General features: G+C 67.8%; 18 protein-coding genes and 1 tRNA gene. 11 read left to right on the forward strand and 8 right to left on the reverse strand.

The features are described from left to right. Positions 1-33: 33 nt before the first annotated feature. The gene (locus tag NS1_RS13685) at positions 34-963 is read right to left on the reverse strand and encodes an ABC transporter permease (RefSeq protein WP_062984961.1); all 930 of its coding nucleotides are present in this window, start codon (positions 961-963) and stop codon (positions 34-36) included. A 5-nt stretch (positions 964-968) separates the two neighbouring features. Beyond that, a complete protein-coding gene (locus tag NS1_RS13690) occupies positions 969-2,474 on the reverse strand; it encodes an ABC transporter substrate-binding protein (RefSeq protein WP_062984747.1) in 1,506 nt (501 codons plus the stop codon). A gap of 330 nt (positions 2,475-2,804) precedes the next feature. Here NS1_RS13690 and NS1_RS13695 point away from each other — a divergent pair, with 330 nt between their 5' ends. The 5 genes from NS1_RS13695 to NS1_RS13715 are packed head-to-tail and all read left to right on the forward strand — an operon-like array spanning position 2,805 to position 8,808. Continuing rightward, positions 2,805-3,881, forward strand: a complete 1,077-nt coding sequence (locus NS1_RS13695; protein ID WP_084503708.1) for a TauD/TfdA family dioxygenase — start codon at positions 2,805-2,807, stop codon at positions 3,879-3,881. After that, positions 3,853-4,863, forward strand: coding sequence for an ornithine cyclodeaminase family protein (locus NS1_RS13700; RefSeq protein WP_174562647.1), 1,011 nt, complete (start codon positions 3,853-3,855; stop codon positions 4,861-4,863). Before NS1_RS13695 ends, NS1_RS13700 begins: the two co-directional genes overlap by 29 nt. Then, positions 4,854-6,308, forward strand: coding sequence for an alanine racemase (locus NS1_RS13705; RefSeq protein ID WP_255284522.1), 1,455 nt, complete (start codon positions 4,854-4,856; stop codon positions 6,306-6,308). The genes NS1_RS13700 and NS1_RS13705 overlap by 10 nt, the downstream gene beginning before the upstream one ends. Before the next feature lie 36 nt (positions 6,309-6,344). Then, positions 6,345-7,379: a PLP-dependent cysteine synthase family protein gene (locus tag NS1_RS13710; RefSeq protein WP_062984752.1), complete on the forward strand. Its 1,035-nt coding sequence runs from the start codon at positions 6,345-6,347 to the stop codon at positions 7,377-7,379. A gap of 37 nt (positions 7,380-7,416) precedes the next feature. Beyond that, positions 7,417-8,808 (forward strand): MATE family efflux transporter, encoded by a 1,392-nt coding sequence (locus NS1_RS13715; protein ID WP_062984754.1) that lies wholly within the window; start codon positions 7,417-7,419, stop codon positions 8,806-8,808. A 50-nt stretch (positions 8,809-8,858) separates the two neighbouring features. On the opposite strand, the gene NS1_RS13720 is transcribed toward NS1_RS13715, so the two are convergent. The 4 genes from NS1_RS13720 to mfd form a co-directional block, all read right to left on the reverse strand. Then, positions 8,859-9,434 carry a TerD family protein gene (locus NS1_RS13720; protein ID WP_056813802.1) on the reverse strand — a complete coding sequence of 192 codons (576 nt, stop codon included), beginning with the start codon at positions 9,432-9,434 and terminating at the stop codon, positions 8,859-8,861. 38 nt (positions 9,435-9,472) lie between these two features. Beyond that, entirely contained in the window at positions 9,473-9,958 is a 486-nt protein-coding gene (locus NS1_RS13725) for a pyridoxamine 5'-phosphate oxidase family protein (protein WP_062984756.1), read from the reverse strand. A gap of 189 nt (positions 9,959-10,147) precedes the next feature. Next, positions 10,148-10,855, reverse strand: a complete 708-nt coding sequence (locus tag NS1_RS13730; protein WP_062984758.1) for a nucleoside triphosphate pyrophosphohydrolase — start codon at positions 10,853-10,855, stop codon at positions 10,148-10,150. Next, complete coding sequence (gene mfd, locus NS1_RS13735) at positions 10,852-14,466, reverse strand: transcription-repair coupling factor (protein ID WP_062984760.1); 3,615 nt, start codon at positions 14,464-14,466, stop codon at positions 10,852-10,854. The genes NS1_RS13730 and mfd overlap by 4 nt, the downstream gene beginning before the upstream one ends. Positions 14,467-14,684: 218 nt before the next feature. Here mfd and NS1_RS13740 point away from each other — a divergent pair, with 218 nt between their 5' ends. Then, positions 14,685-15,944 carry a hypothetical protein gene (locus NS1_RS13740; protein ID WP_062984762.1) on the forward strand — a complete coding sequence of 420 codons (1,260 nt, stop codon included), beginning with the start codon at positions 14,685-14,687 and terminating at the stop codon, positions 15,942-15,944. 68 nt (positions 15,945-16,012) lie between these two features. Continuing rightward, positions 16,013-16,636 carry a TIGR03085 family metal-binding protein gene (locus tag NS1_RS13745; protein ID WP_062984764.1) on the forward strand — a complete coding sequence of 208 codons (624 nt, stop codon included), beginning with the start codon at positions 16,013-16,015 and terminating at the stop codon, positions 16,634-16,636. A gap of 1 nt (position 16,637) precedes the next feature. Here NS1_RS13745 and NS1_RS13750 read toward each other — a convergent pair whose 3' ends face one another. Then, on the reverse strand, positions 16,638-17,285 hold the full coding sequence (locus tag NS1_RS13750) for a TetR family transcriptional regulator (protein ID WP_062984766.1): 648 nt from the start codon (positions 17,283-17,285) through the stop codon (positions 16,638-16,640). Positions 17,286-17,445: 160 nt separating this feature from the next. Continuing rightward, positions 17,446-18,084, reverse strand: coding sequence for a TetR/AcrR family transcriptional regulator (locus NS1_RS13755; RefSeq protein WP_194827177.1), 639 nt, complete (start codon positions 18,082-18,084; stop codon positions 17,446-17,448). Positions 18,085-18,397: 313 nt separating this feature from the next. On the opposite strand from NS1_RS13755, the gene NS1_RS13760 reads away from it, so the two are divergent. From NS1_RS13760 to NS1_RS40020, 4 genes are all read left to right on the forward strand, one after another. Next, a tRNA-Gln gene (locus NS1_RS13760) sits at positions 18,398-18,468 on the forward strand. Between the two features lie 93 nt (positions 18,469-18,561). Continuing rightward, positions 18,562-20,052 carry a bifunctional UDP-N-acetylglucosamine diphosphorylase/glucosamine-1-phosphate N-acetyltransferase GlmU gene (glmU, locus tag NS1_RS13765; RefSeq protein WP_062984768.1) on the forward strand — a complete coding sequence of 497 codons (1,491 nt, stop codon included), beginning with the start codon at positions 18,562-18,564 and terminating at the stop codon, positions 20,050-20,052. Next, positions 20,049-21,029 carry a ribose-phosphate diphosphokinase gene (locus tag NS1_RS13770; protein WP_056813833.1) on the forward strand — a complete coding sequence of 327 codons (981 nt, stop codon included), beginning with the start codon at positions 20,049-20,051 and terminating at the stop codon, positions 21,027-21,029. Before glmU ends, NS1_RS13770 begins: the two co-directional genes overlap by 4 nt. 211 nt (positions 21,030-21,240) lie before the next feature. Continuing rightward, the gene (locus NS1_RS40020; RefSeq protein WP_157125206.1) at positions 21,241-21,858 is read left to right on the forward strand and encodes a hypothetical protein; all 618 of its coding nucleotides are present in this window, start codon (positions 21,241-21,243) and stop codon (positions 21,856-21,858) included. The last annotated feature ends 73 nt before the right edge of the window (positions 21,859-21,931 follow it).

Consider the following 21,931-nt stretch of genomic DNA (forward strand, 5'->3'; position numbering starts at 1 on the left):
GCGGCACCGCTCTACCTCCCGAGTTGGACCTCTTCACCGCGCGCTCCTCGATGCCCACGCCCGGACCAGGTCGGCGACGGCGAGCAGCACCATGATGACGATCGCCGTCAGGGCGACCACCGCGGCGACCGTGGTGGCGTCACGGTCGGCGACCGACCCGGCGAGAACGGCGCCGATACCGGGGTAGTTGAAGAGTGTCTCGACCACCAGGGCGCCGCCGAAGAGCATGCCGACCGAGGTCGCGTACCCGGCGACAATGGTCGGCGCGGCGAACGGCAGCATGTGCCGGATCAGGATCGTGCGGGTAGGGAGTCCGTCCAGCACCGCGCTTTCCACATGGGGTGCGGCACCCACATCGAGCAGGGCCGAGCGCACGACTCGGGCGTTCCAGCCGATCTGCGGAATCGCCAACGCCAGCACCGGAAGCACCAGCATCTCGGGACCGAGAGGAAAACCGGAACGGCCCGTGATGGTGACGGCCGGGAGCCAGCCGGTGGCCAGGGAGAACACCAGGATCAGCAAGGTGCCGCCGACGAACTCCGGAACGGCCACCGCGATCGTGCTGACAGGCTGCAGAATTCGCGAGCCGAGCGCGGTCGGCCGCATCGCCCACCAGCAGCCGAGCCCCAAGGACAAGGCGACGGTCAGCAGCAAGGCGAGCCCACCCAGCAGCAGCGTCTGCGGAAACTTGTCGGCCAGCAGCGCGCCGATCGAGTTCCCGCGCGCGGTCTGCCCGAAGTCTCCGGTGAGTACCCCGCGGATCCAGTCCAGGAACTGCACCGGCAGTGCGCGATCCAGTCCGAGCTCGTGTTCTTTCGCCGCCAGCGCGGCCGGATCCGCGTCCCTGCCGAGCGCCGCGCGTGCCGCGTTACCCGGCAGCAGATCCACCGCGACGAACACGATGGCCAGCAATGCCACCAGGAGCGCGATCCGCCGGAACATCGGCAGGGCGAAGGTTTTCATGACACTCACGCCAACCAGGCACGTTCCAGCTGAACGCGCGCGAACCCGCCGAGCGTCGGCAGATCACGCACCGTCGACGCGGCGATGTCGACACCGTCGGCCATGCCCCACACCAGATAACCGCCCCGCTCGAACTCGATGCGCTGCAGTTCGCGCACCGCACGGGTGTACTCGTCACCGGAGGCGGCGAGGGCCTTCGCGTCGGCGGCGTCGAATTCCGGGTCACGGAAGGCGGTTTCGTTGCGGTTGGAGCCGGACGTCATCAGCTTGTCGGCCAGGAACACCACCGAGTCATTGGTCCCCCAGGACACCGTGTACAACGGTGCGTTGAGCCAGGTCCGGTCGTAGAACGCCGCCGATTCCGCCACCTGCACGTCGAGCCGGACGCCGATCTCGGCGAGCTGGGTGGCGATCACCTTCGCCGATTCGACCTCACCCGGCACCTCGGCCTTCGTCACGAACGGGTAGCTGCGCCCGGTGTCGAAGTTCGCCTCGCGCAGTAGGGTTTTCGCGCGCTCGACATCGCGGTCACGACGCAGCGCGGTGTCGTAGAGCGGGTCGGCGGTGCCGAGAACATCGGCGGCGACGGTGCCGTAGCCGGAGTGCACCTGGTTGACCAGCGCGGTACGGTCGACGCCGAGACGCAGCGCGGTGCGCACCCTGGCATCGGCGAACGGGCCGTCGGCGACACGCATCGCCACACCGAGCATGGTGTCGTCGGCACGCCGGATCACCTGCAGGTCACCGCGTCCCGCGGCGGTACGCCCGGCGATCGCGCCCACGTTGGAGGCGAGGTCGATCTGGCCGCCCAGCGCTGCGTTGCCCAGCGCGGTGACGCTGTCGAACATCGTCACCTCGATGGCGTCGAGCAGGGGCGGCGTGCCGTGCCAGCGCTCGTTGCGCACCAGCCTGGCGTTGCCGCCCTGATAGGACTCGAGCCGGAACGGCCCGGTGCCGATCGCGGCGGCGAAGTCGGTGGTGTCCTTCGGCACAGTGAAGGTCATCAGCCGAAGCAACAGTGGCAGTTGGGTATTAGGTGCCGGCAGCGTGAACACGACGCGGTTCGGGCCGTCTGCGACGATGTCGTTCTCGGCCACCGGCATCTTCGAGGCGCCACCGACCAAGCGCAGGCGCCGCATCGACCACACCACGTCGTCGGCGGTCACCGGCGCACCGTTGTGGAAGGTCGCGCCCTCGGCGATGGTGAAGGTCCAGCGGCGGTTGTCCTGGCTCGGCTCCCAGCGCGAGGCGAGGCGCGGGGCGACAGTCGGGTCCGCGCCGGGAACGGTGAGTGCGTCGTAGACGAGCGAGGCGATGAGAAAGTCGCTGTCGTTGCTGAGATTCGCGTGCGGATCGCGTTCGCTGCGGGCCGCGGTGCCGAGCGCGCCGACGCGCAGAGTGCCACCGCGTTGCGCGGTGGCGGATCGATCATCGCTGGTGCATGCGGCGGCCAGCAGCACCGCGGTGACGCCGATGCCGGACTGGAAGAGCTGCCTGCGAGTGAAACTCATCGTGTTGCCTCCTCGAACCGCGTGCGCCGAAACCCCTTTTCCGGCGCCGCAAACCAGGCGAGGCTAGCCTAAAACTTACACCGAGTGGGGAGCTTCACATCGACCGTCACCGAACCGCAGCGACCTGACGACACCCCGGTCAGCGTTCGCTTCGGCAGTTCGGGGGCACAACGCTATGTTATATGGATCGGCTATTTCCCTGGCCGACACGTTAGGTAAGTCTTGCCTAATCAGAGTACAGGCACTACCTTCGCACATCGAGTCTGAAGATCACCCGCGTTCGACCGATGCGAAGAAGGGAAGCCGGTGAAAAGCGTTCTCTCCGAACGTATGACGATTCACCAGCACGACATCGAATATCGCGAGCTGGATCCCCGTGCCGCCACGGCGCTGCGATCGCTCGCGACCGACATCCGCCACCGATTAGGTGATGCACTACACACCGCGACTCTGCACGATCCCGCATTGATCGCCCAGATCACCGAGCGCGTCGGCGAACTGCCCGATAGCGTGCGCCACGCCGTTCGACCACCCGCCACCGCCGCGGGTGCGACCGTGGTGCGCGGATTGTCCGTCGACGACGCCGAATTCGGTGCGACTCCGGCGCATTGGCAGGCCGCGGCCGAGCACGCGCACCGTGGCTCACTCGAGCTGGATATCGCGATGTTGCTGCTCGGTCGATGTGCCGGTGAGCCTTTCGGCTGGCAGGGGCAGCAGAACGGCAGGCTGGTCAACAACATCGTGCCCGCCGAGGGTCACGAGGACGAGCAGTCGGGCGCGAGCAGTTCCACCCTGCTCAGCCCGCACACCGAGGACGCTTTCCACGCTCAGCGCGCGAACATGCTCATGCTGGCCTGCCTGCGCAATCCCGACCGCGTGGCCACCACGGTCTCCTCGGTGCGCGAGGCACGCCTGTCCGACGACGATCTGCGCACGCTCACCACCCCGACGCTGCCGATCCTGCCCGACGTCTCCTACGGCACCGGGTTCGATCAGCTCGCACCGTTGCCCACGCTGTGGCTCGACGAAAACAATTCTGTCACAGCACGTTACGATCCCGCATACACCCCGATCGACGACGCGGACGCGGTCTTCCGCGCTGCCTACGCCAGGCTCACCACCGAACTCGCCAGGGTCAGTCACGCCCCCGCGCTGGCCCCCGGCGAGATCCTGCTGGTGGACAACGATGTCGCCGTACACGGGCGCGTTCCGTTCCGCGCGCGCTACGACGGCACTGACCGCTGGCTCAAGCGTGTCAATATCCGGCTGCCCGAACGCCGTCGGCGCGCGCAGGAGTCGTCCGAGAATGGGTATGGCCAACGTGTGGTCGCCCCGTTCCGGGCGGCCGCTGATCGGACAGCAGAGCGGGGCATTGCAGATGAACGAGGATCCGTTGAACAACCGTGACCGTGGCATCGGGCTGCGGGTGCTCTCTCGCAGCGACCTGGCCGACGTGCCGATCAGCCCCGCCGAGGTGGTGCGCGCCGTGGAGGAGGCCTATCTCGCCTTCGCGGCGGGCGAATCCGACAATCCGCGCAAGCTGAGCGTCGCCGACCCCGGCGGCTCGTCGGTGTCCTATGCCATGCTCGGCCGCGACGGGCGGCGGCGCGTGGTGGCCATGAAGACCTCCTACAAATTCGACCCCGGCCACGACCGCAGCACCAAGCGGTACTACACGACCATCACCCTCTACGACGACACCACCGGCGCCCCCATCGCGATGATGGACTGCGCGCGGGTCGGCGCGTTACGCACGCCGGCCGTGTCGGCGCTGCTGGTGCGCGAGACGGTCCGACGTGGGGCCGAAAGCGTGCTGCTCATCGGCACCGGCACCCAGGGACGTAATGCGTTGCCGCACTTGCTCGCCGCGAACCCACAGTTGCGCAAGCTGATGGTGTACGGCACCCATCCCGAGGGGCTGGCCGCCGTGCACACGCACCTGGCCGACGCGGCGCCGCACGCGCTGCTCGACGTGGTCGACGATCCGTACGCCGCGGCGGCGTCCGCCGATGTGGTGCTGGCCGCGGCCGGACCCGGCACCGAGGTGGCGCTCGAATCCTCGCATCTGGCACCGGGTTCGGTGGCGGTACTGGTCGGCTACGGACTGGCGCCGTCGACGCTGGTCGAGGCCGATCGGGTGGTGGCCACCAGCGCGGCGCAGATGGCACTGACGGGCACCGACATGGTCGGACCCGACGGGACCCTGCGGTCGGTGGATGCCGAACTGCCGCAGGTACTCACCCGCAGCGCCGTGGCGCGTCGCAACGAGGACGAGAAGATCTTCGTCTACAACAGCGGGCTGGTACTCACCGATATCGCGGTCGCGCACGCGCTGGCCGCCAGGGCGATCAGCGAGGGACGCGGCACGGAGGTGCCGTTGTGGGACTGACGGGTGCGCAGCCCGGGGTCACCGGGGACAGCACCCCACTCGCCGCGCCCCGCACCGACGCGCGAGTGCCGCCGAGCCCGCCGCCAATCGCGGACCTGGCCGTCGACTCGGCACCGACGGCAACCGACGAGCGGCCGGGGCACTGCGCGCCACCCATGCCCGCCTACACCGACGTGGCGGAACAGCGGCTGCTCGCCGATCCCCGCCTGCTCGGGGAGATCGCCGATGCGGTCGGTGGGCCGTTCCATGTGCTGTTCCCCGAGCGGGTCTCGGTGAATATCAAAGCTTTTCAGTCAGCGTTCGGTGAGGTCGACGGATTCGTCTACTACGGGAAGAAGGCGAACAAGGCGGCGTGCGTGGCTCGTGCGTGCGCGGAGAACGGCGCGGGGATCGATGTCGCCAGCACCGGCGAGCTGATCGCGGCGTTGGGACAAGGGGTGCGTGGCGAGGATCTGATGGTCACCGGGCCCGCGAAATCCGATGAGTTGCTGTGGTTGGCGGCGCGGCATCGAGCACTCATCGCTCTCGACGCACTCGATGAACTCGACCGCCTCACCGCGCTGGATCTGCCGGTGCGGGTGCTGCTTCGGGTCTTGCCCGAGGGTTCGACCAGCCGGTTCGGGCTCGATGCCATGGAACTCGAACAGGCGATCCAAGCCATCGCCGTCGCAGGACCGATCACGCTGTCGGGCTTCAGTTTCCATCTGTCGGGCTACGACGCGGTCGCCCGCTCCGAACAGGCGGCCGCGCTGGTCGGGCACTGCAGGCGTGCACGGGCGAACGGTCATCTCGCGGATACGATCTCGATCGGCGGCGGCTTCGGCGTCGACTATCTCGATGCGTCGCCGTGGGCCGAGTTCCGGAACAACGTCAGCGACAACTGGTTCCACGCGAGCCCACCCGGCGACTTCTACCCCTATCACTTCCCGGTTCCCGGCGCGGCCATGCTCGAAGCCGTCCTCGCCCACAACGATCTCGCCTGCCTGCTGCGCGACAACGGAATACGACTGGCGATCGAGCCCGGCCGGGCGCTCCTCGACCGCGCGGGCAGTTCCGTCTTCCGGGTCCAAGGCGTGAAAACCCGAACCACGCAAGGAAACCCGTACGACATCCTCACCGTCGACGGCACCAGCCTCAGCCTGTCCGAGCAGTGGTTCGACAGCGAATACCTCCCCGATCCCGTGCTGTGGCCGCAAGGCCCCGGCCGGCTCACCCCCACCTGCGTCGGCGCCACCACCTGCCTGGAGTCCGACCTGTTGAGCAGACGGCGCATCCCGCTCCCCCGCCGCGCACGCACCGGCGACCTGCTCGTCTACCCGAACACCGCCGGGTATCAGATGGATTCCAACGAATCCCCCTTCCACGAACTCCCGCTCCCGCCCAAGGTGGTGCTGCGCGTGGGCGCCGACCGACCGCGCTGGAGTCTGGACAGCACAGCCCGCTGATCCACCCGAGCTCTCAATCCGATGGAGGAACACCCCATGGCTCTCGTCACGCGCGTGACGGACCTGATCGGCCGCACCCCCCTGTTCGAACTCGCCGTCACCGACGCCGGTACCCGGCTGCTGCTCAAGCTCGAACAGTTCAATCCGACCGGCGCCGCCAAGATCAGAATGGCCCGATCGATGGTGCTCGACGCGGAGCGGCGAGGTTTGCTGCGCGATGGCGGGCATATCATCGAGTCGACGTCCGGCAACACCGGACTCGGCTTAGCGGTGGTCGCGGCCGAACGCGGCTATCGGTTCACCGCCGTGGTCGACAACCATGCCTGTAAGGACAAGTTGCGCGCGATGCAAGCAATGGGCACCGACCTGGTGTTCGTCGCCGACGACGGTGACGACGAACTCGCCACCTCGGCGCGGGAAGACCTCGCCGAGGCCATGGCGGCCGCCCGCGACGACGCGTACTTCACCGAACAGCACAACAACGACGCCAACGCCGTCGGCTACTACGCCGTCGCCGAGGAACTGCTGGAAGACGTCGAGCGGGTCGACATCCTGCTCTCTGCGGTCGGCACCGGCGGCTCGCTGTTCGGCACCGCCACCCGCCTGCGCGACCTCGGTAAGCCCGCCAGGGTGATCGGGATCGAGCCGGTCGGATCCATCGCCTTCGGCGGCGAGGGCGGGCCGTACTGGCAGTCGGGCACCGGCACCCCGCCCGGGGCGACCATCGGCACCGCCGTCGACTACGCGCTGCTCGACGAAGGCGTGAAGGTCAGCGATATCGACGCCTTCGCCACCACCCGTGCCGTCGCGAGGACACACGGTCTGTTGATCGGCGGTTCGGCGGGCGGTTCGGTGCACAATGCCTTGGCGCGGCTGGAGGAGTTCCCGGCCGGGTCCACCGTGGTGACCATCGTGTGTGATGGTGGCGAGAAATATCTCGACACCGTGTTCGACGACGACTGGATGCGCGCGCGCGACCTGCTCGACTCCGCCGCCGAAGCCGAAGTGACCACGCTGCTGCGCCGCTATTCGCCGCTGCGGCATCAGGACGAATTGATGGAGGTCAGGTGAGCGCGAACGCGCGCGAGACGAACCACGGAGCGGGTGGGTGAACGGCACGGCGAGCGATAGCAGCGCGCTGGCCAGGCTGGCGACGCCGATCGCGCTCACCCAACTGGCGCAGATCGCGGTCTCGACGACCAACCTCGCGCTGATGGGCACGCTCGGTGTGCGCGAGGTCGCCGCGGGCGGGCTGGCGCTGGTGCTGTTCAACCAGATCCGCACCATGTGCGTCGGGCTGATCACCGGCACCGGGAATCAGATCGCGGGCGCGCTCGGCGCGGCAAGCAAGCGTGGCGGTTCGGCCGACGCCGAAGTGCGTGCGGTGGTGCGGGCCGCGTTCGTCATCGCGACTCTCGCCGGCCTACTCGGTGGGGCCCTGTTGATCGGGCTCGGCTGGGTGTTGCCCTGGCTCGGTCAGGATGCGGCGGTGCTCGAACTGGCCCGGCCGATGATGATCGCGCTCGCGCCCGGATTACTGCCGTGTCTGTGGTTCCAGGTGTTACGGCAGTACACCGTCGGCATGCAGCGCCCACAGGCGTTGCTGCTGGTCACGCTCGGCTCGGTGGCGTTGAACCTGGTGCTCGCGCTGGCCTTCATCCACGGCTGGGCGGGTATTCCGGTGATGGGTCTGACAGGTGTGGGCATCGCGACCTCGCTGGTCTTCCTGATCACCTTCGGGGTGTTCTGGGCGATGGTGCGCCACGACGAGCAACTCGGTCGCACACTGCCGTCGACGCCGTGGCCGGTGTGCTGGGCGACGGTGCGCGAGGAACTGCGCCTGGGCACCCCGATCGCGCTCACCTACGGTTCGGAAGCGGGCATGTTCTCGGTGCTCGCGTTGGTGATGGGCAGTTTCGGGCCCGCCGCGCTGGCCGCGCACAATGTCGTCTACCAGATCATCTACATCGTGTTCCAGATGGCGATCGGGCTGTCGCACGGTGCGTCGATCCTGGTCAGCGACGCTGTCTCGCGCGAGGAGTTCGCCCGTGCGAGGGCGCTGGCCTGGTTGGCGTTGCGGATGGCCGCGGTGATCGCGATCGTCACCGGTGTCGTCTACGTGCTGGCCCCGGACATCATTCTGGCACCGTTCCTCGATTCCACCGACACCGACACGATCGCCATCGCGCACACCCTGCTGCTCATCGGCATCGTGCTGCAGTTCTTCGACGCCGCCCAGAACATCGGCACCGGGCTGCTACGCGGTCTGAAGGAGACGTCCGCGGGCTTCCGGCTGTCGCTGGTCGGCTACTGGGGCGTCGGTCTGCCCTCGGCGCTGCTGCTCGCGTTCCCGCTGCATCTGGGCGCGGCGGGCGTGTGGTGGGGTCTGACGGCAGGCTTGGCCACCACCGCCGTGCTGATGCTGCGCAAGTACTTTGCGCTGCTCGATCAGGTCAGCATGACGCCGCCACGGCGCGTGCCCGTCACCCAGTCACGATGAGCACGACAAAGGCGGGCGACCTCGCGTCGCCCGCCTGATGTCGTGGTTCGTCAGAGATTCACGCCGTAGTCGCGAGCGATGCCCGCCAGGCCCGAGGCGTAACCCTGGCCGACCGCGCGGAACTTCCACTCGTTGTTGTGGCGGTAGAGCTCGCCGAAGACCATCGCGGTCTCGGTGGACGCGTCCTCGGACAGGTCGTAGCGCGCCAGCTCCACGCCGGTGTTCGCGTCGGTGACGCGGATGTAGGCGTTGCGGATCTGGCCGAACGACTGGCCGCGGGCCTGGGCGTCATGGATCGAGACGGGGAAGAAGATGTTGGTGATCGTCGGCGGGGTGGCGGCCAGGTCGACGTTGATGATCTCGTCGTCGCCCTCGCCCTCGCCGGTCAGGTTGTCACCGGTGTGCTCGATGGTGCCTTCCGGCGAGCGCAGGTTGTTGTAGAAGATGAAGTGCTGATCCGAGAGCACCTTCAAATTCGTCCCGGTGGCCAGCGCGCTGGCGTCGAGGTCGTGGTCGGCACCGGTGGTGGTGCGCACGTCCCAACCTAGCCCGACCGCCACCTTGGTGAGGTTGTCGGTCTGCTTCGACAGCGAGACATTGCCGCCTTTGGCGAGTGTGACGCTCATGAAAACCCTTCTGTCCAGATGGTGTGCCGTAGAGGAAATTACGCTGAGGGTCCGATGTCGGCCCAGGTTCGCAGGGTCTCGACCCGACCCTCGAGCGCTCGCAATTCGGTGTCGTCGAGAACGGTGCGCTGGATGCCGCGGTCGACGGCGAACGCGGACTGCCGATGGTCGTCGATCACTTCCACGTCCAGCTGCACCGCGGTGTAGTCCTGCGCCGACGGCATCTGCTCGGCGAGGACTGTCGCCCGTCCGCGCGCGCACAACGCCACATTGCCGCCGCCGAGGATCAGCAACGCCACCTCCGGCCGCGCCCGCAACCGCGCCAGCGACCCACGATCGGACTTCAAGCTGAGGAGAATCCGCCGGTCGCCCGCGCGCACCGGCCAGGAGACCGGGATCGCGTGCGGCCCCGGATCGGTGGTCACCAGCACCGCGATGGTTTCCTGCGGCCATACCGGCAACACGTCCAGCTCAGGATGGTCGGACGCCACGTCCTGCCTTGCCGAATCTACCTCTGTACCCATCAGCCTCACCTCGACGATCGCCGGACCCCTGCCCCGCCGCGAACGACGAGCTGCCTCGATTCTAAAGCGGTGCGGCCCTTGCTCGCTGGCGCGCGCATGATCGGCCACAAGATCTCAGCAACGTCTCAGACGCTGATGCCGTTCCCCGAACCCACGATCGACCGGTAGCTGATCGGTAGCGGATGGTGCTCAGCGTGGCCAGAAGGTGTGCCAATCCTGGCTGGTGAGCGGCGACCGGGTGCCTCGTTCGGCTTCGGCGGCGTCCTCGGCGGACCGGATCGCGGTGGCGAAGTCGATGGACGCTGTGCGCAGGCGTTCCTCGGCCGAGCCGGGGCCGCCGAGCTCGACCACGCGCAGGGAGTCAGGGACGAGGTCGGCGGGCAGCCCCGCGGCGGCACTGCGGGTGCGGATCTTCTCGGCGAGGGCTAGGGCGGGTTGGGCCATGGCTATGCCGTCGAGGCAGGAGCGACGGGCCTTCTCCGCGGATTTGCGCTCCTCCCAAGCCTTTTCCTGCGCCGCGATCTTGTCGTCCACCGAGGCCCCCGAGGAGAAATCGGCGTCGGTGAGGTAGGGGCTGCGGTGGACGAGCTTGCCGACCAGGGTCGCCGCGACGTCGTCGACGGTGAATTCGCCCGCGTGTTCGGCGATTCGGGAGTGGAACAGCACCTGCAGCAGGAGGTCGCCGAGTTCCTCCTTGATGGTTTCGGCATCGCCCGCCTGGATGGCGTCGAGGAGTTCGTAGGTCTCCTCGAGGAGGTAGGGCCGCAGGGAATCGTGGGTCTGGGTGCGTTCCCAGCCGCCGAAGTGCCAGAGGCGGTCCATCACCTCGACGGCGTCGGACAGTCCCGCGGCAACCACCGCGGTATCGGCCTGCTCCTGGGAGATCTCGGGGCTCATCGGGCCGCTGCGGCTTCCGTCGGAACCGAGAGATCCACCATTCCCTGGGGTTTGCCGTCGAGGACCAGCAGTAGATCGGCGACGAACTGCAGCACTGCCACGTCACGCACCCGGTCGGCGCCGACGCTGTCGGTGATCCGCGGCAGCGGCAGGGTGATCAGACCGCTGGCCGGACGATAGTTGGCGGCGGGGTAGATCCGCTTGAGCCGAAGTTGTTTGGAGTCGGGCAGATTCAGCGGAGCGATCTTGAGCGAAGAACCGGTGACCACGATCTCGGACACGTCGTACTCGCGCGCGAGTAGGCGCAGTCTGGCCACCGCCACCAGTCGCCCGACCTCCACCGGCAGCGGGCCGTAGCGGTCGACGAGCTCTTCGATCACCGCCGCCAGGGCCGTATCGTCCTGGGCGGAGGCGAGTTTGCGGTAGCCCTCCAGCCGCAGGCGGTCGCTGGCGATGTAGTCGGGCGGGATGTGCGCGTCGACGGGCAGATCGATACGCACCTCCTTGTTCTCCTCGGTGACGATCGGCTTGCCGTCGGCGGCCGCGCGGTAGGCCTCCACCGCCTCACCGACCAGTCGCACATACAGATCGAAGCCCACGCCGGCGACGTGACCGGACTGTTCGGCGCCCAGCACATTGCCCGCGCCACGAATCTCGAGGTCCTTCATCGCCACGGCCATACCCGCACCGAGATCGGAGTTCTGCGCGATGGTGGCCAAGCGGTCGTAGGCGGTCTCGGTGAGCGGCTTCTCCGGCGGATACAGGAAGTACGCGTAGCCGCGCTCCCGGGAACGACCGACGCGACCACGCAACTGGTGCAGCTGCGAAAGCCCGAGGGAGTCGGCACGTTCCACGATCAAGGTGTTCGCGTTGGAGATGTCGAGGCCGGTCTCGATGATGGTGGTGCAGACCAGCACGTCGTACTCGCGCTCCCAGAATCCCTGCACGGTCTTCTCTAGCTGGTCCTCGTTCATCTGACCGTGCGCCACGACGACGCGCGCCTCCGGCACCAGATCACGAATCTTCTTGGCGGCCTTGTCGATCGAGGACACCCGGTTGTGCACGTAGAAGACCTGGCCGTCACGCATCAGCTCACGGCGGATGGCGGCGGTGACCTGCTTGTCGTTGTAGGCGCCCACATAGGTGAGCACCGGGTGCCGTTCCTCGGGCGGGGTGAGGATGGTCGACATCTCGCGGATGCCCGCCAGGCTCATCTCCAGGGTGCGCGGGATCGGGGTGGCCGACATGGTGAGCACGTCGACGTGGGTCCGCAGCGCCTTGATGTGTTCCTTGTGCTCCACACCGAAGCGCTGCTCCTCGTCGACCACCACCAGGCCGAGGTCCTTCCAGCGCACACCGGTCTGCAGCAACCGGTGCGTGCCGACCACGATGTCGACCGAGCCGTCGGCCATCCCGGCCAGGATCTCCTTGGAATCGGCGGCATCGGTGAACCGCGACAGACCACGCACCGTCACCGGGAAGCCCGCGACCCGTTCGGTGAAGGTCTGCAGATGCTGCTGAGCGAGCAGGGTGGTCGGCACGAGCACGGTGACCTGTTTGCCGTCCTGCACCGCCTTGAACGCGGCGCGCACGGCGATCTCGGTCTTGCCGTAGCCGACATCGCCGCAGACCACGCGGTCCATCGGCACCGCCTTCTCCATGTCCGACTTCACGTCGGTGATGGCGGTCATCTGGTCGACGGTCTCGGTGAACGCGAACGCGTCCTCCATCTCCTGCTGCCACGGCGTATCGGGGCCGAAGGCGTGACCGGGCGCGGCCTGGCGCGCGGCGTAGAGCTGCACCAGCTCGCCGGCGATCTCGCGAACAGCCTTGCGCGCCTTGCGTTTCGTGTTCGCCCAGTCGGAGCCGCCGAGCTTGGACAGGCTCGGCAGTTCGCCACCGACGTAGCGGGAGAGCTGGTCCAGCGATTCCATCGGCACGAACAACCGGTCGCCGGGCTGGCCGCGCTTGCTCGGCGCGTATTCGATGACCAGGTACTCGCGCCGCGCGCCGCCGATGGTGCGCTCGATCATCTCGACGAACCGGCCGATGCCGTGCTGGTCGTGCACCACCATGTCGCCCGAGGTGAGGGCGAGCGGGTCGACCTGGTTGCGGCGCTTGGCGGGCAATCGCTTGCCCTCGGTGGGCGCGGTGACCCGGTTGCCGGTGAGGTCGGACTCGGCGACGACCACCAGACCGGCGTCGTCGAAGATCAGGCCGTCGTGCAGCGAACCACACAGCACGCCGACCACGCCCGACTCCGGTGCCACACCAGCGGCCAGCAGGGCGGCGGGTACCTCGGCCTCGCCGAGCCGCTCCAGCACGCGTTGCGCGGTGCCGTGGCCGGTGACCACCACGACCGCGCGGCCGCCGGTGGCGACGTGCGCGCGCAGCGACGCGAAGATGGTGGCGACCAGTTCCTCGGAGCCGCGGGCGGTCGGCCCGGCGGATACCGGCAGGTTCACCTCGATCGGATCGCCGGAGCTGAGCGGACTCAGCGTCCACCAGGGCAGGCCGAGTTCGTCTGCGCTGGTGTGCAATTCGGGCAGGCTGCGGTAGCCGGAAGCGGCCAGGTCGAGGCCGTTGGCGCCCAGCGGCGCGTCGCTGCCGAACGAGGCAGCGGTCCACGATGCTTCGAGGAATTCCTCGCCGGTGCGCACGAGATCGGCTGCGCGGGTGCGGATCTTCTCCGGGTCGCACAGCAGCAACTGGGTGCCCGCGGGCAATGCCTCGGTGAGCAGGCTGAGCTTGCCCGGCGCCAGGACCGGCAGCAGAGCCTCCATGCCGTCGACGGGGATGCCGTCGGCGATCTTGTCCAGCATCTCGACCAGGGAGGCGTCGGCCTCGTTGTCGGCGGCGACCGCGGCGGCGCGTTCGCGCACCGGCGTGGTGAGCAGCAGCTCGCGACACGGCGACGCGACGACCAACTCGACCGTGTTCTCGGTGAGCGAGCGCTGATCGGCGACCGAGAACGGCCGGATCTCGCTGACCTCGTCGCCCCAGAACTCCACGCGCACCGGATGATCCGCGGTCGGCGCGAACAGATCGAGGATGCCGCCGCGTACCGCGAACTCACCGCGCTTGCCGACCATGTCGACGCGGGTGTACGCGAATTCGACCAGGCGAGCGAGCAATTCGTCGAAATCGTATTCGCCGCCGACGCGCAGTACGACCGGTTCGATATCGCCGAGCCCGGCGGTCATCGGCTGCATCAGCGAACGCACCGTGGTGACCACGACCCGGAGCGGATCGGGGTAGACGGGGTCTTCGGGATGGGCCAGCCTGCGCAGTACCTCCAGCCTGCGGCCCACCGTGTCGGGACCGGGCGAGAGACGTTCGTGCGGCAGGGTCTCCCAGGACGGGAACATGGCTACCGACGGGCCGATCATCTCGGTGAGTTCCACGGTCAGATCGTCGGCCTCACGACCGGTCGCGGTCACCACCACCAGCGGGCGCTGGTCGGCGATCGTCGCAGCGACGAACGGCCGTACGGCCGACGGTGCGACCAATTCCACCCCGGACTTGCCGACCAGGTCGGTGACCGTCCGCAGCGCGGCGTCACCCGCGACCACTTCGGCCAGACCGGCGAGCGGAGGACGAAGGGAGGACATTGTTCGCTCCTGAATGCGCAGACGGGATCGGCGAGGCAGCCGTCTCGAAGTCTAGATGAGTGATTCCAGGGGGTCGGCCTGCGGCTGACCCCGGAGTGCGCGCTGCCTCGGGGGTGGTAGGCGACCTGTGAGAGACATCACAGAAGGGATTTCGACCAGTCGCAGAACGCACTCGCCACGAACCTCCGAAAGCTATACGTCTATCGAGTAGGTGATTCATGACGACCACGGTCGGAATATCAGCGGAACGCACTGTCGTCCGGGGGGTGCTCCTGTCCAACGCACCGGGGAAACGGCCCGAGGTCCTGCAGGCAGTCGAGCAGTGGGTGGCAGACGGAGGCTCGATCGTCGGCGTGCTCGACGCGCTCACCGAGGCGTCGCCGGTCGTCGCCGACGTCGCCGTGGCCTATCACTCGGCGGAGGACCGGCACCGGATCGTGTCGCAGCTGGCAGACGGACAGTGGCGGGCATCGTCGCTGGTTTCGACCCGATCGGCACTGTTCGCGCTGGTCGGTGACATGCCCGAACTCGCCGAGTTCGAGACCGTGGTGCTGCTGAACCTCGCCGATCGCACCGCGACCGCCGTGGTGGTCGGGCCGGATCGTCGGCAGATCCTGGCGTCGGACACCTGGACCACCGGATTCGCCGACGGCACCTCGCTCGACGGTCCGGTGGACGCGTTCGATGCCGACGCGATGACCGAGGCGATCGCTCACGTGCGATCGATGCTGGAGTCGATTCCGACGCATCCCGGCGCGGTGGCCCTCTGTGGTTCATCGGCGGCCGATCCCGAGATCGCGGGCGCCTTGCGCTACGCACTCACCGCGCGCGTAGTCCTCGTGCCCGACTTCGCCGAGGCAACAGCGCGCGGAGCCGCGCTGATCGCCGCCGACCAGGTGCGACAGCAATCCGCCGAACCTCCGCGCGCGCCTCGGCGCCCCAAGCGGCTACTGCTGGCCGCGGCGGCGCTCGCGGCTTTCCTCGGCGTGTCCGGATTCGCGGTCGCACAGGTACTGGACGACAACACCCCGACCACGAACGCGGGTTCCCTGGACACGACCAGCCCTTCGCCATCCTCGACGCCGACAACCGTCGAGGCCCCGCTTCCGACCTCGTCACAACCACCGGCTCAGCCCGCTCCACCATTGGCGCCTGCGCCTGACCCCGGCGTACCCTCGGCCGCCGCGCCCGCGCCGCCGTCGGCTGCGACGGCCCCGACCGCGCCTCGTGGTCCGAAACCGCCCACTCGGGTTCCAGCACCCGAGGACGGCCCCACAGACTCCTCCGCGCCACCGAGCTCACCGGAAGCGGCCGCGCCGAGCGCCCCTCCGACACCGACAAAGGTCGGCCCTCCGGGTCCGCAGGGGCTGTTCCCGGGAGAATCGCCGCCCCCGGCGGCGGGCTCGGACCCCGCGGCGGAACAGGCGTGGTGGGCCAACCATTGGAACCTGAAGCGACAGTGGATGAACGGCGGCTGAAACACACCGCTGGGTGGGATCGCGCGGGGGTGAACGCCGCTACGCCGCTACGCGCGTATGGTCGAGGCGTGAGTCTGGCTCGACGTGAACGCCACGCCCTCGTGGAAACGATGACCGAGGCCGGCCCTGCCGCGCCGACCCTGTGCGGCACCTGGACGGTGCACGACCTCGCCGCCCACCTGGTGGTCCGGGAACGCAGGCCCGACGCTTCGATCGGCATCATGTTCCGGCCGATGGCCGGGTACCTGGCGGCGAAGCAGGCGCAGATCGCACAGCGCCCGTTCGCCGAACTGCTCGAGCTGGTCCGCACCGGCCCGCCGTGGTGGTCGCCGCTACGCCCGGTCGACGCGGTGGCCAACCTCAGCGAGATGTTCGTCCACCACGAAGACGTGCGCCGGTCCGAACCGGGCTGGGAGCCAAGGCAATTGGCGGAGAGCGACGAAGAGCGCCTCTGGAAGACCCTGCGCACCGTCGCCCGTGCGGCCTACCGCAAGTCGCCGGTCCCGGTCGTCCTCGCGACGCCGCAGGGTGCCAGGATCACGGCGCATCGTGGCGACGGCGCCGAAGTGGTGCTCACCGGCCCGCCGTCGGAGCTGCTCCTGCACGCGTTCGGCCGCGACGAAGTCCGGATCACGCCGACCGGGGCCGACGCCGATGTGCGGGCGGTGCTCGCCACCGACCGCAGCGTGTGAACTAGACGACGTAGCGACGGAGCCTGCGCGCGGCGAATTCCCGGAAGTACGACAGCTTCTCCGGCGGTACCAGCGAGGGCAGCAGGAAATACCAGGCCCGCTCCATCCGCGCCGCCATCTGATCCATCGTCTCGGTGCCGACCGCGACGATGTGCACGCCCGCGGTCAGTTCCTGCAGCAGCACGCCGACCACATCGGGATCGAGGTCGGCGATCAGATCGCCCTGGGCGATGGCCCGTTCCGACAGCAGCCGGTAGGTCTCACCCCAGGTCTTGGCGATGTTGTCGCCCTGCGCGCCGCGATAGTCACCGATCTGATGGGTGAGCTTGAGCATCGCCCCCACCATCGGATCGTTCATCGATAGATCGGCCACCACATAGGTGATCCCGATACCGGCTTCCAGCGCGGGCACCCGGGAATCGAAGAAGCCCTGACACGATCCGATCAGGCGTTCGTTGCCCTGATCGACCACCGCCCTGGCCAGCTCCTCCTTGGAGCCGAAGTGAAAGCACAAGGCGCCCTTGGTCACATTGGACTGCGCGATGATTTCGCTGAGGCTCGCGTTGGCGTAGCCCAAACGGAGAAAGACATCGGCAGCGCCAGCAAGGACGGAGTCGCGGGTGATCTCCGCGCGTGCTTGCCTAGCCATCAGATCCGCCTGTCATCCAATAATCCAGCCATCCTGAAGTAGACCGACATCCCGAAATTTGATCGACATACCGCCCGGCAGCACCCAAAAGGATGGGTGAACCGTACCACCAGGCGCCAAAGTGGCAGCCGAATCATGGATTCGGTCCACACAGCGTGCGCTAACGTCCGGTTACCCCACCGATGGTTGGTGTAGTCCCCGTATTCCATTCGGAGCTGAGCCCCGGTTCGGCTTCCAAATGACTCAAACCGTTCCAACACAGGTTCACCAGGTGCGCCGCGACCACCTCTTTGGGCGGGGTTCGCTCGTCGAGCCACCAGGTGGCGGTGGTCGACACCATGCCGACCAGGGCTTGGGCGTAGAGCGGGGCGAGGCTGGTATCGAGATCACGGCGGCCGAAATCGCTGGCGAGCAGATGCGCGACCTGGTTGACCGCCTCGTTGAGCAGGCTCGAGTAGCGACCGTCGGAGCTGGCCGCGGGCTGATCGCGGACCAGGATCCGAAACCCGTCGGTCCGTTCCTCGATGTAAGTGAGCAGAGCCAGCGCGACCTGCTCCAATCGCACCCGCGAGCGGTTCTGGGTGAGCGAGGAGGTGATCATCTCCAGCAGCATCGACATCTCGCGATCGACGACCACCGCGTAGAGACCTTCCTTGCCGCCGAAATGCTCGTAGACGACCGGCTTGGACACCTGCGCGCGCTGCGCGATCTCCTCGATCGATGTCGCGTCATACCCCCGCTCCGCGAACAACGCGCGACCGATCTCGATCAACTGCTGCCTGCGCTGTGTTCCGGTCATCCTCGGCCTGGTAGCGCGACCCGGCTCACTGGAAGACATACTCCCCCGCCTCTCCGTGCCTGTTGCCGGTCCTCACGTGCTCCTCCAGTACCGCACCGGACCGACGGACGTGCGCGGTCGAAGTTTTGGGCGCCCCCGAGGAGTAACCCATGTACTCGCGAAATCTGTACGAACGTTCCAGAAGGCTAACAACGCGCCGCGAGGCGGTGCGCGACAGGCGTACACAAGATTCGCCCGGGGGCGGGATCGTGTGCGAGGATCACTGGCGTGCCGTAGCACAGTGGTGGGCCTCGACGGCCCACTGGTGTGGCGATCCGCCGTAGTGTAATGGCAGCACCTCTGATTTTGGTTCAGATAGTTCAGGTTCGAGTCCTGGCGGCGGAGCACACACGGACACAGTGACGTATCGTCGGCCCGCACCATCTACCGACCGAACCCGCCACAGCACACTCGCTGACAGGCAGCCGAGGGAGATCCATGCCACCGCAGACCGCCGTCGTCGTTCTCGCAGCAGGTGCTGGGACGCGAATGCGGTCGAAGACTCCGAAAGTGCTGCACCCGTTAGCAGGCCGGTCGATGCTCTCGCACGCGCTGCACGCCGCCGCCGAGATCGATCCGACCCACCTGATCACCGTCGTCGGGCACGACCGTGAGAAGGTCGGAGCCGCCGTGGCGGACGTGGGTAAAGAACTCGGCCGCGAGATCGTGTGCGCGGTGCAGGAGCAGCAGCTCGGAACCGGCCACGCGGTGCAGTGCGCACTGGGTTCGATCCCGGCGGACTTCGACGGCGACCTTCTCGTCACTTCGGCCGATGTGCCACTGCTCGACGGACACACCCTCTCCGCGCTGCTCGACGAGCATCGCAGCTATGCCGAGCGGCCCGCCGTGACGGTCCTGACCTTCGTGCCCGAGGACGCCAACGGCTACGGCCGGATCGTGCGCGACGACGAAGGCCAGCTCGCCGAGATCGTCGAGCACGCCGACGCGACCCCCGAACAGGCCAAGATCAAAGAGGTCAACTCCGGCGTCTACGCGTTCGACGCGTCGGTGCTGCGCACCATGATCGGCCGGCTGTCGACCGCCAACGCCCAGCACGAGCTCTACCTCACCGACGTGCTTCGACTGGCCCGCGAGGCCGGTCGCCCGGTGCACGGCGCGCGGCTGGTCGACTCGAACAAGGTCACCGGCGTCAACGACCGGGTGCAACTGTCCCAGGCCGGCGCCACCCTCAATCGCTACATTCTCGAGCGCCACATGCGTGCGGGCGTCACCATCATCGACCCCGCGACGACCTGGGTCGACGCGAGCGTGCGGATCGGACGCGACGCCGTGCTGCGGCCGGGTACCCAGCTCTTCGGCGAGACCCAGATCGGCGAGGACGCCGAGATCGGGCCGGACACCACGCTCACCGATGTATCCGTCGGCGAGGGCGCGAGCGTGATCCGCACCCACGGTGAGCGCGCCGAGATCGGCGAGGGCGCCACCATCGGACCGTTCAGTTATCTGCGGCCGGGCACGGTCGTCGGCGAGGAAGGCAAGCTCGGCGCTTTCGTCGAGACCAAGAACGCCTCGATCGGCGCGCACTCGAAAGTGCCGCACCTGACCTACGTCGGCGACGCGACCATCGGCGAGCACAGCAACATCGGCGCTTCCAGCGTTTTTGTGAACTACGACGGGGTGAACAAGCACCACACTGTGGTCGGTTCCCATGTGCGGACCGGTAGCGACACCATGTTCATCGCGCCGGTCACCGTGGGTGACGGCGCCTATACGGGTGCGGGTACTGTACTGCGCAGAAGCGTTCCACCGGGTGCACTTGCTGTGTCGGGTGGGCCACAGCGCACTATCGACAACTGGGTGCAGCGCTACCGTCCAGGAACCGCTGCGGCGCGCGCGGCGGCGGAAGCCATCGCGGCAGACGAGACGTCTTCGAAGACAATCGAGCAAAAGGATGGCAACCAGCAGTGACCGCGTTCTCGATCGACAATCAGAAGAACTTGATGCTCTTCGCAGGCCGGTCACATCCTGAGCTTGCCGAACAGGTCGCCAAGGAACTCGACGTCGACATCACTCCGCAGACCGCGCGTGACTTCGCCAACGGTGAGATCTTCGTCCGGTTCGAGGAGTCGGTCCGCGGTTCCGACGCCTTCGTGCTGCAGAGCTTCCCCGCGCCACTCAACCAGTGGCTGATGGAACAGCTCATCATGATCGACGCGCTCAAGCGCGGTTCGGCCAAGCGGATCACCGCGGTGCTGCCGTTCTACCCGTACGCGCGCCAGGACAAGAAGCACCGCGGCCGCGAGCCGATCTCGGCCCGCCTGGTCGCCGACCTGCTCAAGACCGCGGGCGCCGATCGCATCATCAGCGTCGACCTACACACCGACCAGATCCAGGGCTTCTTCGACGGCCCCGTCGATCACATGCACGCGCTGGTGCAGCTGTCGGACTACATCCGCACCAACTACCCCTCGGACAATCTCGCGGTGGTCTCCCCCGACGCGGGCCGCGTGAAGGTCGCCGAGAAGTGGGCCGACGCGCTCGGCGGCACGCCGCTGGCGTTCATCCACAAGACCCGCGACCCGCTGGTGCCCAACCAGGTGAAGTCCAACCGCGTCGTCGGTGACGTCGAAGGCCGCACCTGCGTGCTGATCGACGACATGATCGACACCGGTGGCACCATCGCCGGTGCGGTGAAGGTGCTCAAGGAAGCGGGCGCGGGCGACGTGATCATCGCGGCCACCCACGGTGTGCTCAGCGATCCGGCCGCCGAGCGCCTCGCCAACTGTGGCGCCAGGGAAGTCGTCATCACCAACACGCTGCCGATCAGCGAGGACAAGAAGTTCCCGACGCTGACCGTGCTGTCGATCGCACCGCTGCTGGCCCGCACCATTCGCGAGGTCTTCGAGAACGGCTCGGTCACCGGCCTGTTCAACGGCAACGCTTGAGCTGTTCCGCCTCCCCGCGTCTTTTGGCCGGACTGAGGCGCGGGGTGAGTTAGGGACGCGGCAAGCTTTTTCGGGGTGGTGAGTTAGCTCGTGCCCGGTGAGTTACCCATGTTCTCTCGAGATCAGTCGGTGTGCTTGTCCTCGGACAATGGCGCACCGGCTGGTCTTTGGTGCATGGTGGTCCTGTAATTCGGGACGGGACGGGGGCGGCATGGGGACTGAGCCGGAGCGGCGGGTCGAGCTCGGTAAGGATCCGGGTGTGCCTCGGGTGCAGGACGCGCCGGAGGTGTCTGATTCGTCGGGCGGGGAGCCGTGGGGTGGGATCGCCGGTCCGGTGACCCCTCGCGATGCTGCGCCGTATCCACCGCCGCCCGCCGCACAGCCATGGGGTGGGATCGCGAATCCGGGTCCGGCTGTCGAGATGCCGCCGTATCCGCCGCCTCCGCCGGTTTTTCCCGCTCCTGGTTATCCCGCCGCTGGTTATCCCGTTTCCGGCAATCCGGCGCCGGGCTATCCCGCGCCGGTCCCGGGACCCTATGGCGTTGCGCCGTATCAGCCGTATCCGCCGCAGCCTGGGTACGGGTACAGGGACAACACGCCGCTGTGGTCGATCTTCAGTTTTTGCTGTGCCGCCGCGTCGGTGTTCGGCGGGTTGGCGTTGTGTGGGCTGCCGGTGCTGATCACCGCGCCGACGGGCATCGTGCTCGGGCTGGTCGGGCATGCCAAGGGCGAGGAAATGGGCAAGTGGGCCGCCATCGTCAACGGTGCGATCGCGGCGCTGGCCGCGCTGGCCGTCGTCGTGTTCGTGGCGATGATCGGCGGTATCTGAGCCGTGGCGCGCGATACTGGTAGCGGTAACCTGACCGATCAGGCCTGCTCCCCCGAACAGAACTGAGAAACGC

It is taken from the genome of Nocardia salmonicida NBRC 13393 (assembly GCF_001613085.1).
Lineage (GTDB): Bacteria > Actinomycetota > Actinomycetes > Mycobacteriales > Mycobacteriaceae > Nocardia > Nocardia salmonicida.

What these genes read in the sequence shown, in the direction of transcription:
- NS1_RS13685 (WP_062984961.1), bottom strand. Translation starts at nt 963, where the DNA reads ATGAAAACCTTCGCCCTGCCGATGTTCCGGCGGATCGCGCTCCTGGTG.
- NS1_RS13690 (WP_062984747.1), bottom strand. Translation starts at nt 2,474, where the DNA reads ATGAGTTTCACTCGCAGGCAGCTCTTCCAGTCCGGCATCGGCGTCACC.
- NS1_RS13695 (WP_084503708.1), top strand. Translation starts at nt 2,805, where the DNA reads ATGACGATTCACCAGCACGACATCGAATATCGCGAGCTGGATCCCCGT.
- NS1_RS13700 (WP_174562647.1), top strand. Translation starts at nt 3,853, where the DNA reads ATGAACGAGGATCCGTTGAACAACCGTGACCGTGGCATCGGGCTGCGG.
- NS1_RS13710 (WP_062984752.1), top strand. Translation starts at nt 6,345, where the DNA reads ATGGCTCTCGTCACGCGCGTGACGGACCTGATCGGCCGCACCCCCCTG.
- NS1_RS13720 (WP_056813802.1), bottom strand. Translation starts at nt 9,434, where the DNA reads ATGAGCGTCACACTCGCCAAAGGCGGCAATGTCTCGCTGTCGAAGCAG.
- NS1_RS13725 (WP_062984756.1), bottom strand. Translation starts at nt 9,958, where the DNA reads ATGGGTACAGAGGTAGATTCGGCAAGGCAGGACGTGGCGTCCGACCAT.
- NS1_RS13730 (WP_062984758.1), bottom strand. Translation starts at nt 10,855, where the DNA reads ATGAGCCCCGAGATCTCCCAGGAGCAGGCCGATACCGCGGTGGTTGCC.
- mfd (WP_062984760.1), bottom strand. Translation starts at nt 14,466, where the DNA reads ATGTCCTCCCTTCGTCCTCCGCTCGCCGGTCTGGCCGAAGTGGTCGCG.
- NS1_RS13740 (WP_062984762.1), top strand. Translation starts at nt 14,685, where the DNA reads ATGACGACCACGGTCGGAATATCAGCGGAACGCACTGTCGTCCGGGGG.
- NS1_RS13750 (WP_062984766.1), bottom strand. Translation starts at nt 17,285, where the DNA reads ATGGCTAGGCAAGCACGCGCGGAGATCACCCGCGACTCCGTCCTTGCT.
- NS1_RS13755 (WP_194827177.1), bottom strand. Translation starts at nt 18,084, where the DNA reads ATGACCGGAACACAGCGCAGGCAGCAGTTGATCGAGATCGGTCGCGCG.
- glmU (WP_062984768.1), top strand. Translation starts at nt 18,562, where the DNA reads ATGCCACCGCAGACCGCCGTCGTCGTTCTCGCAGCAGGTGCTGGGACG.
- NS1_RS40020 (WP_157125206.1), top strand. Translation starts at nt 21,241, where the DNA reads ATGGGGACTGAGCCGGAGCGGCGGGTCGAGCTCGGTAAGGATCCGGGT.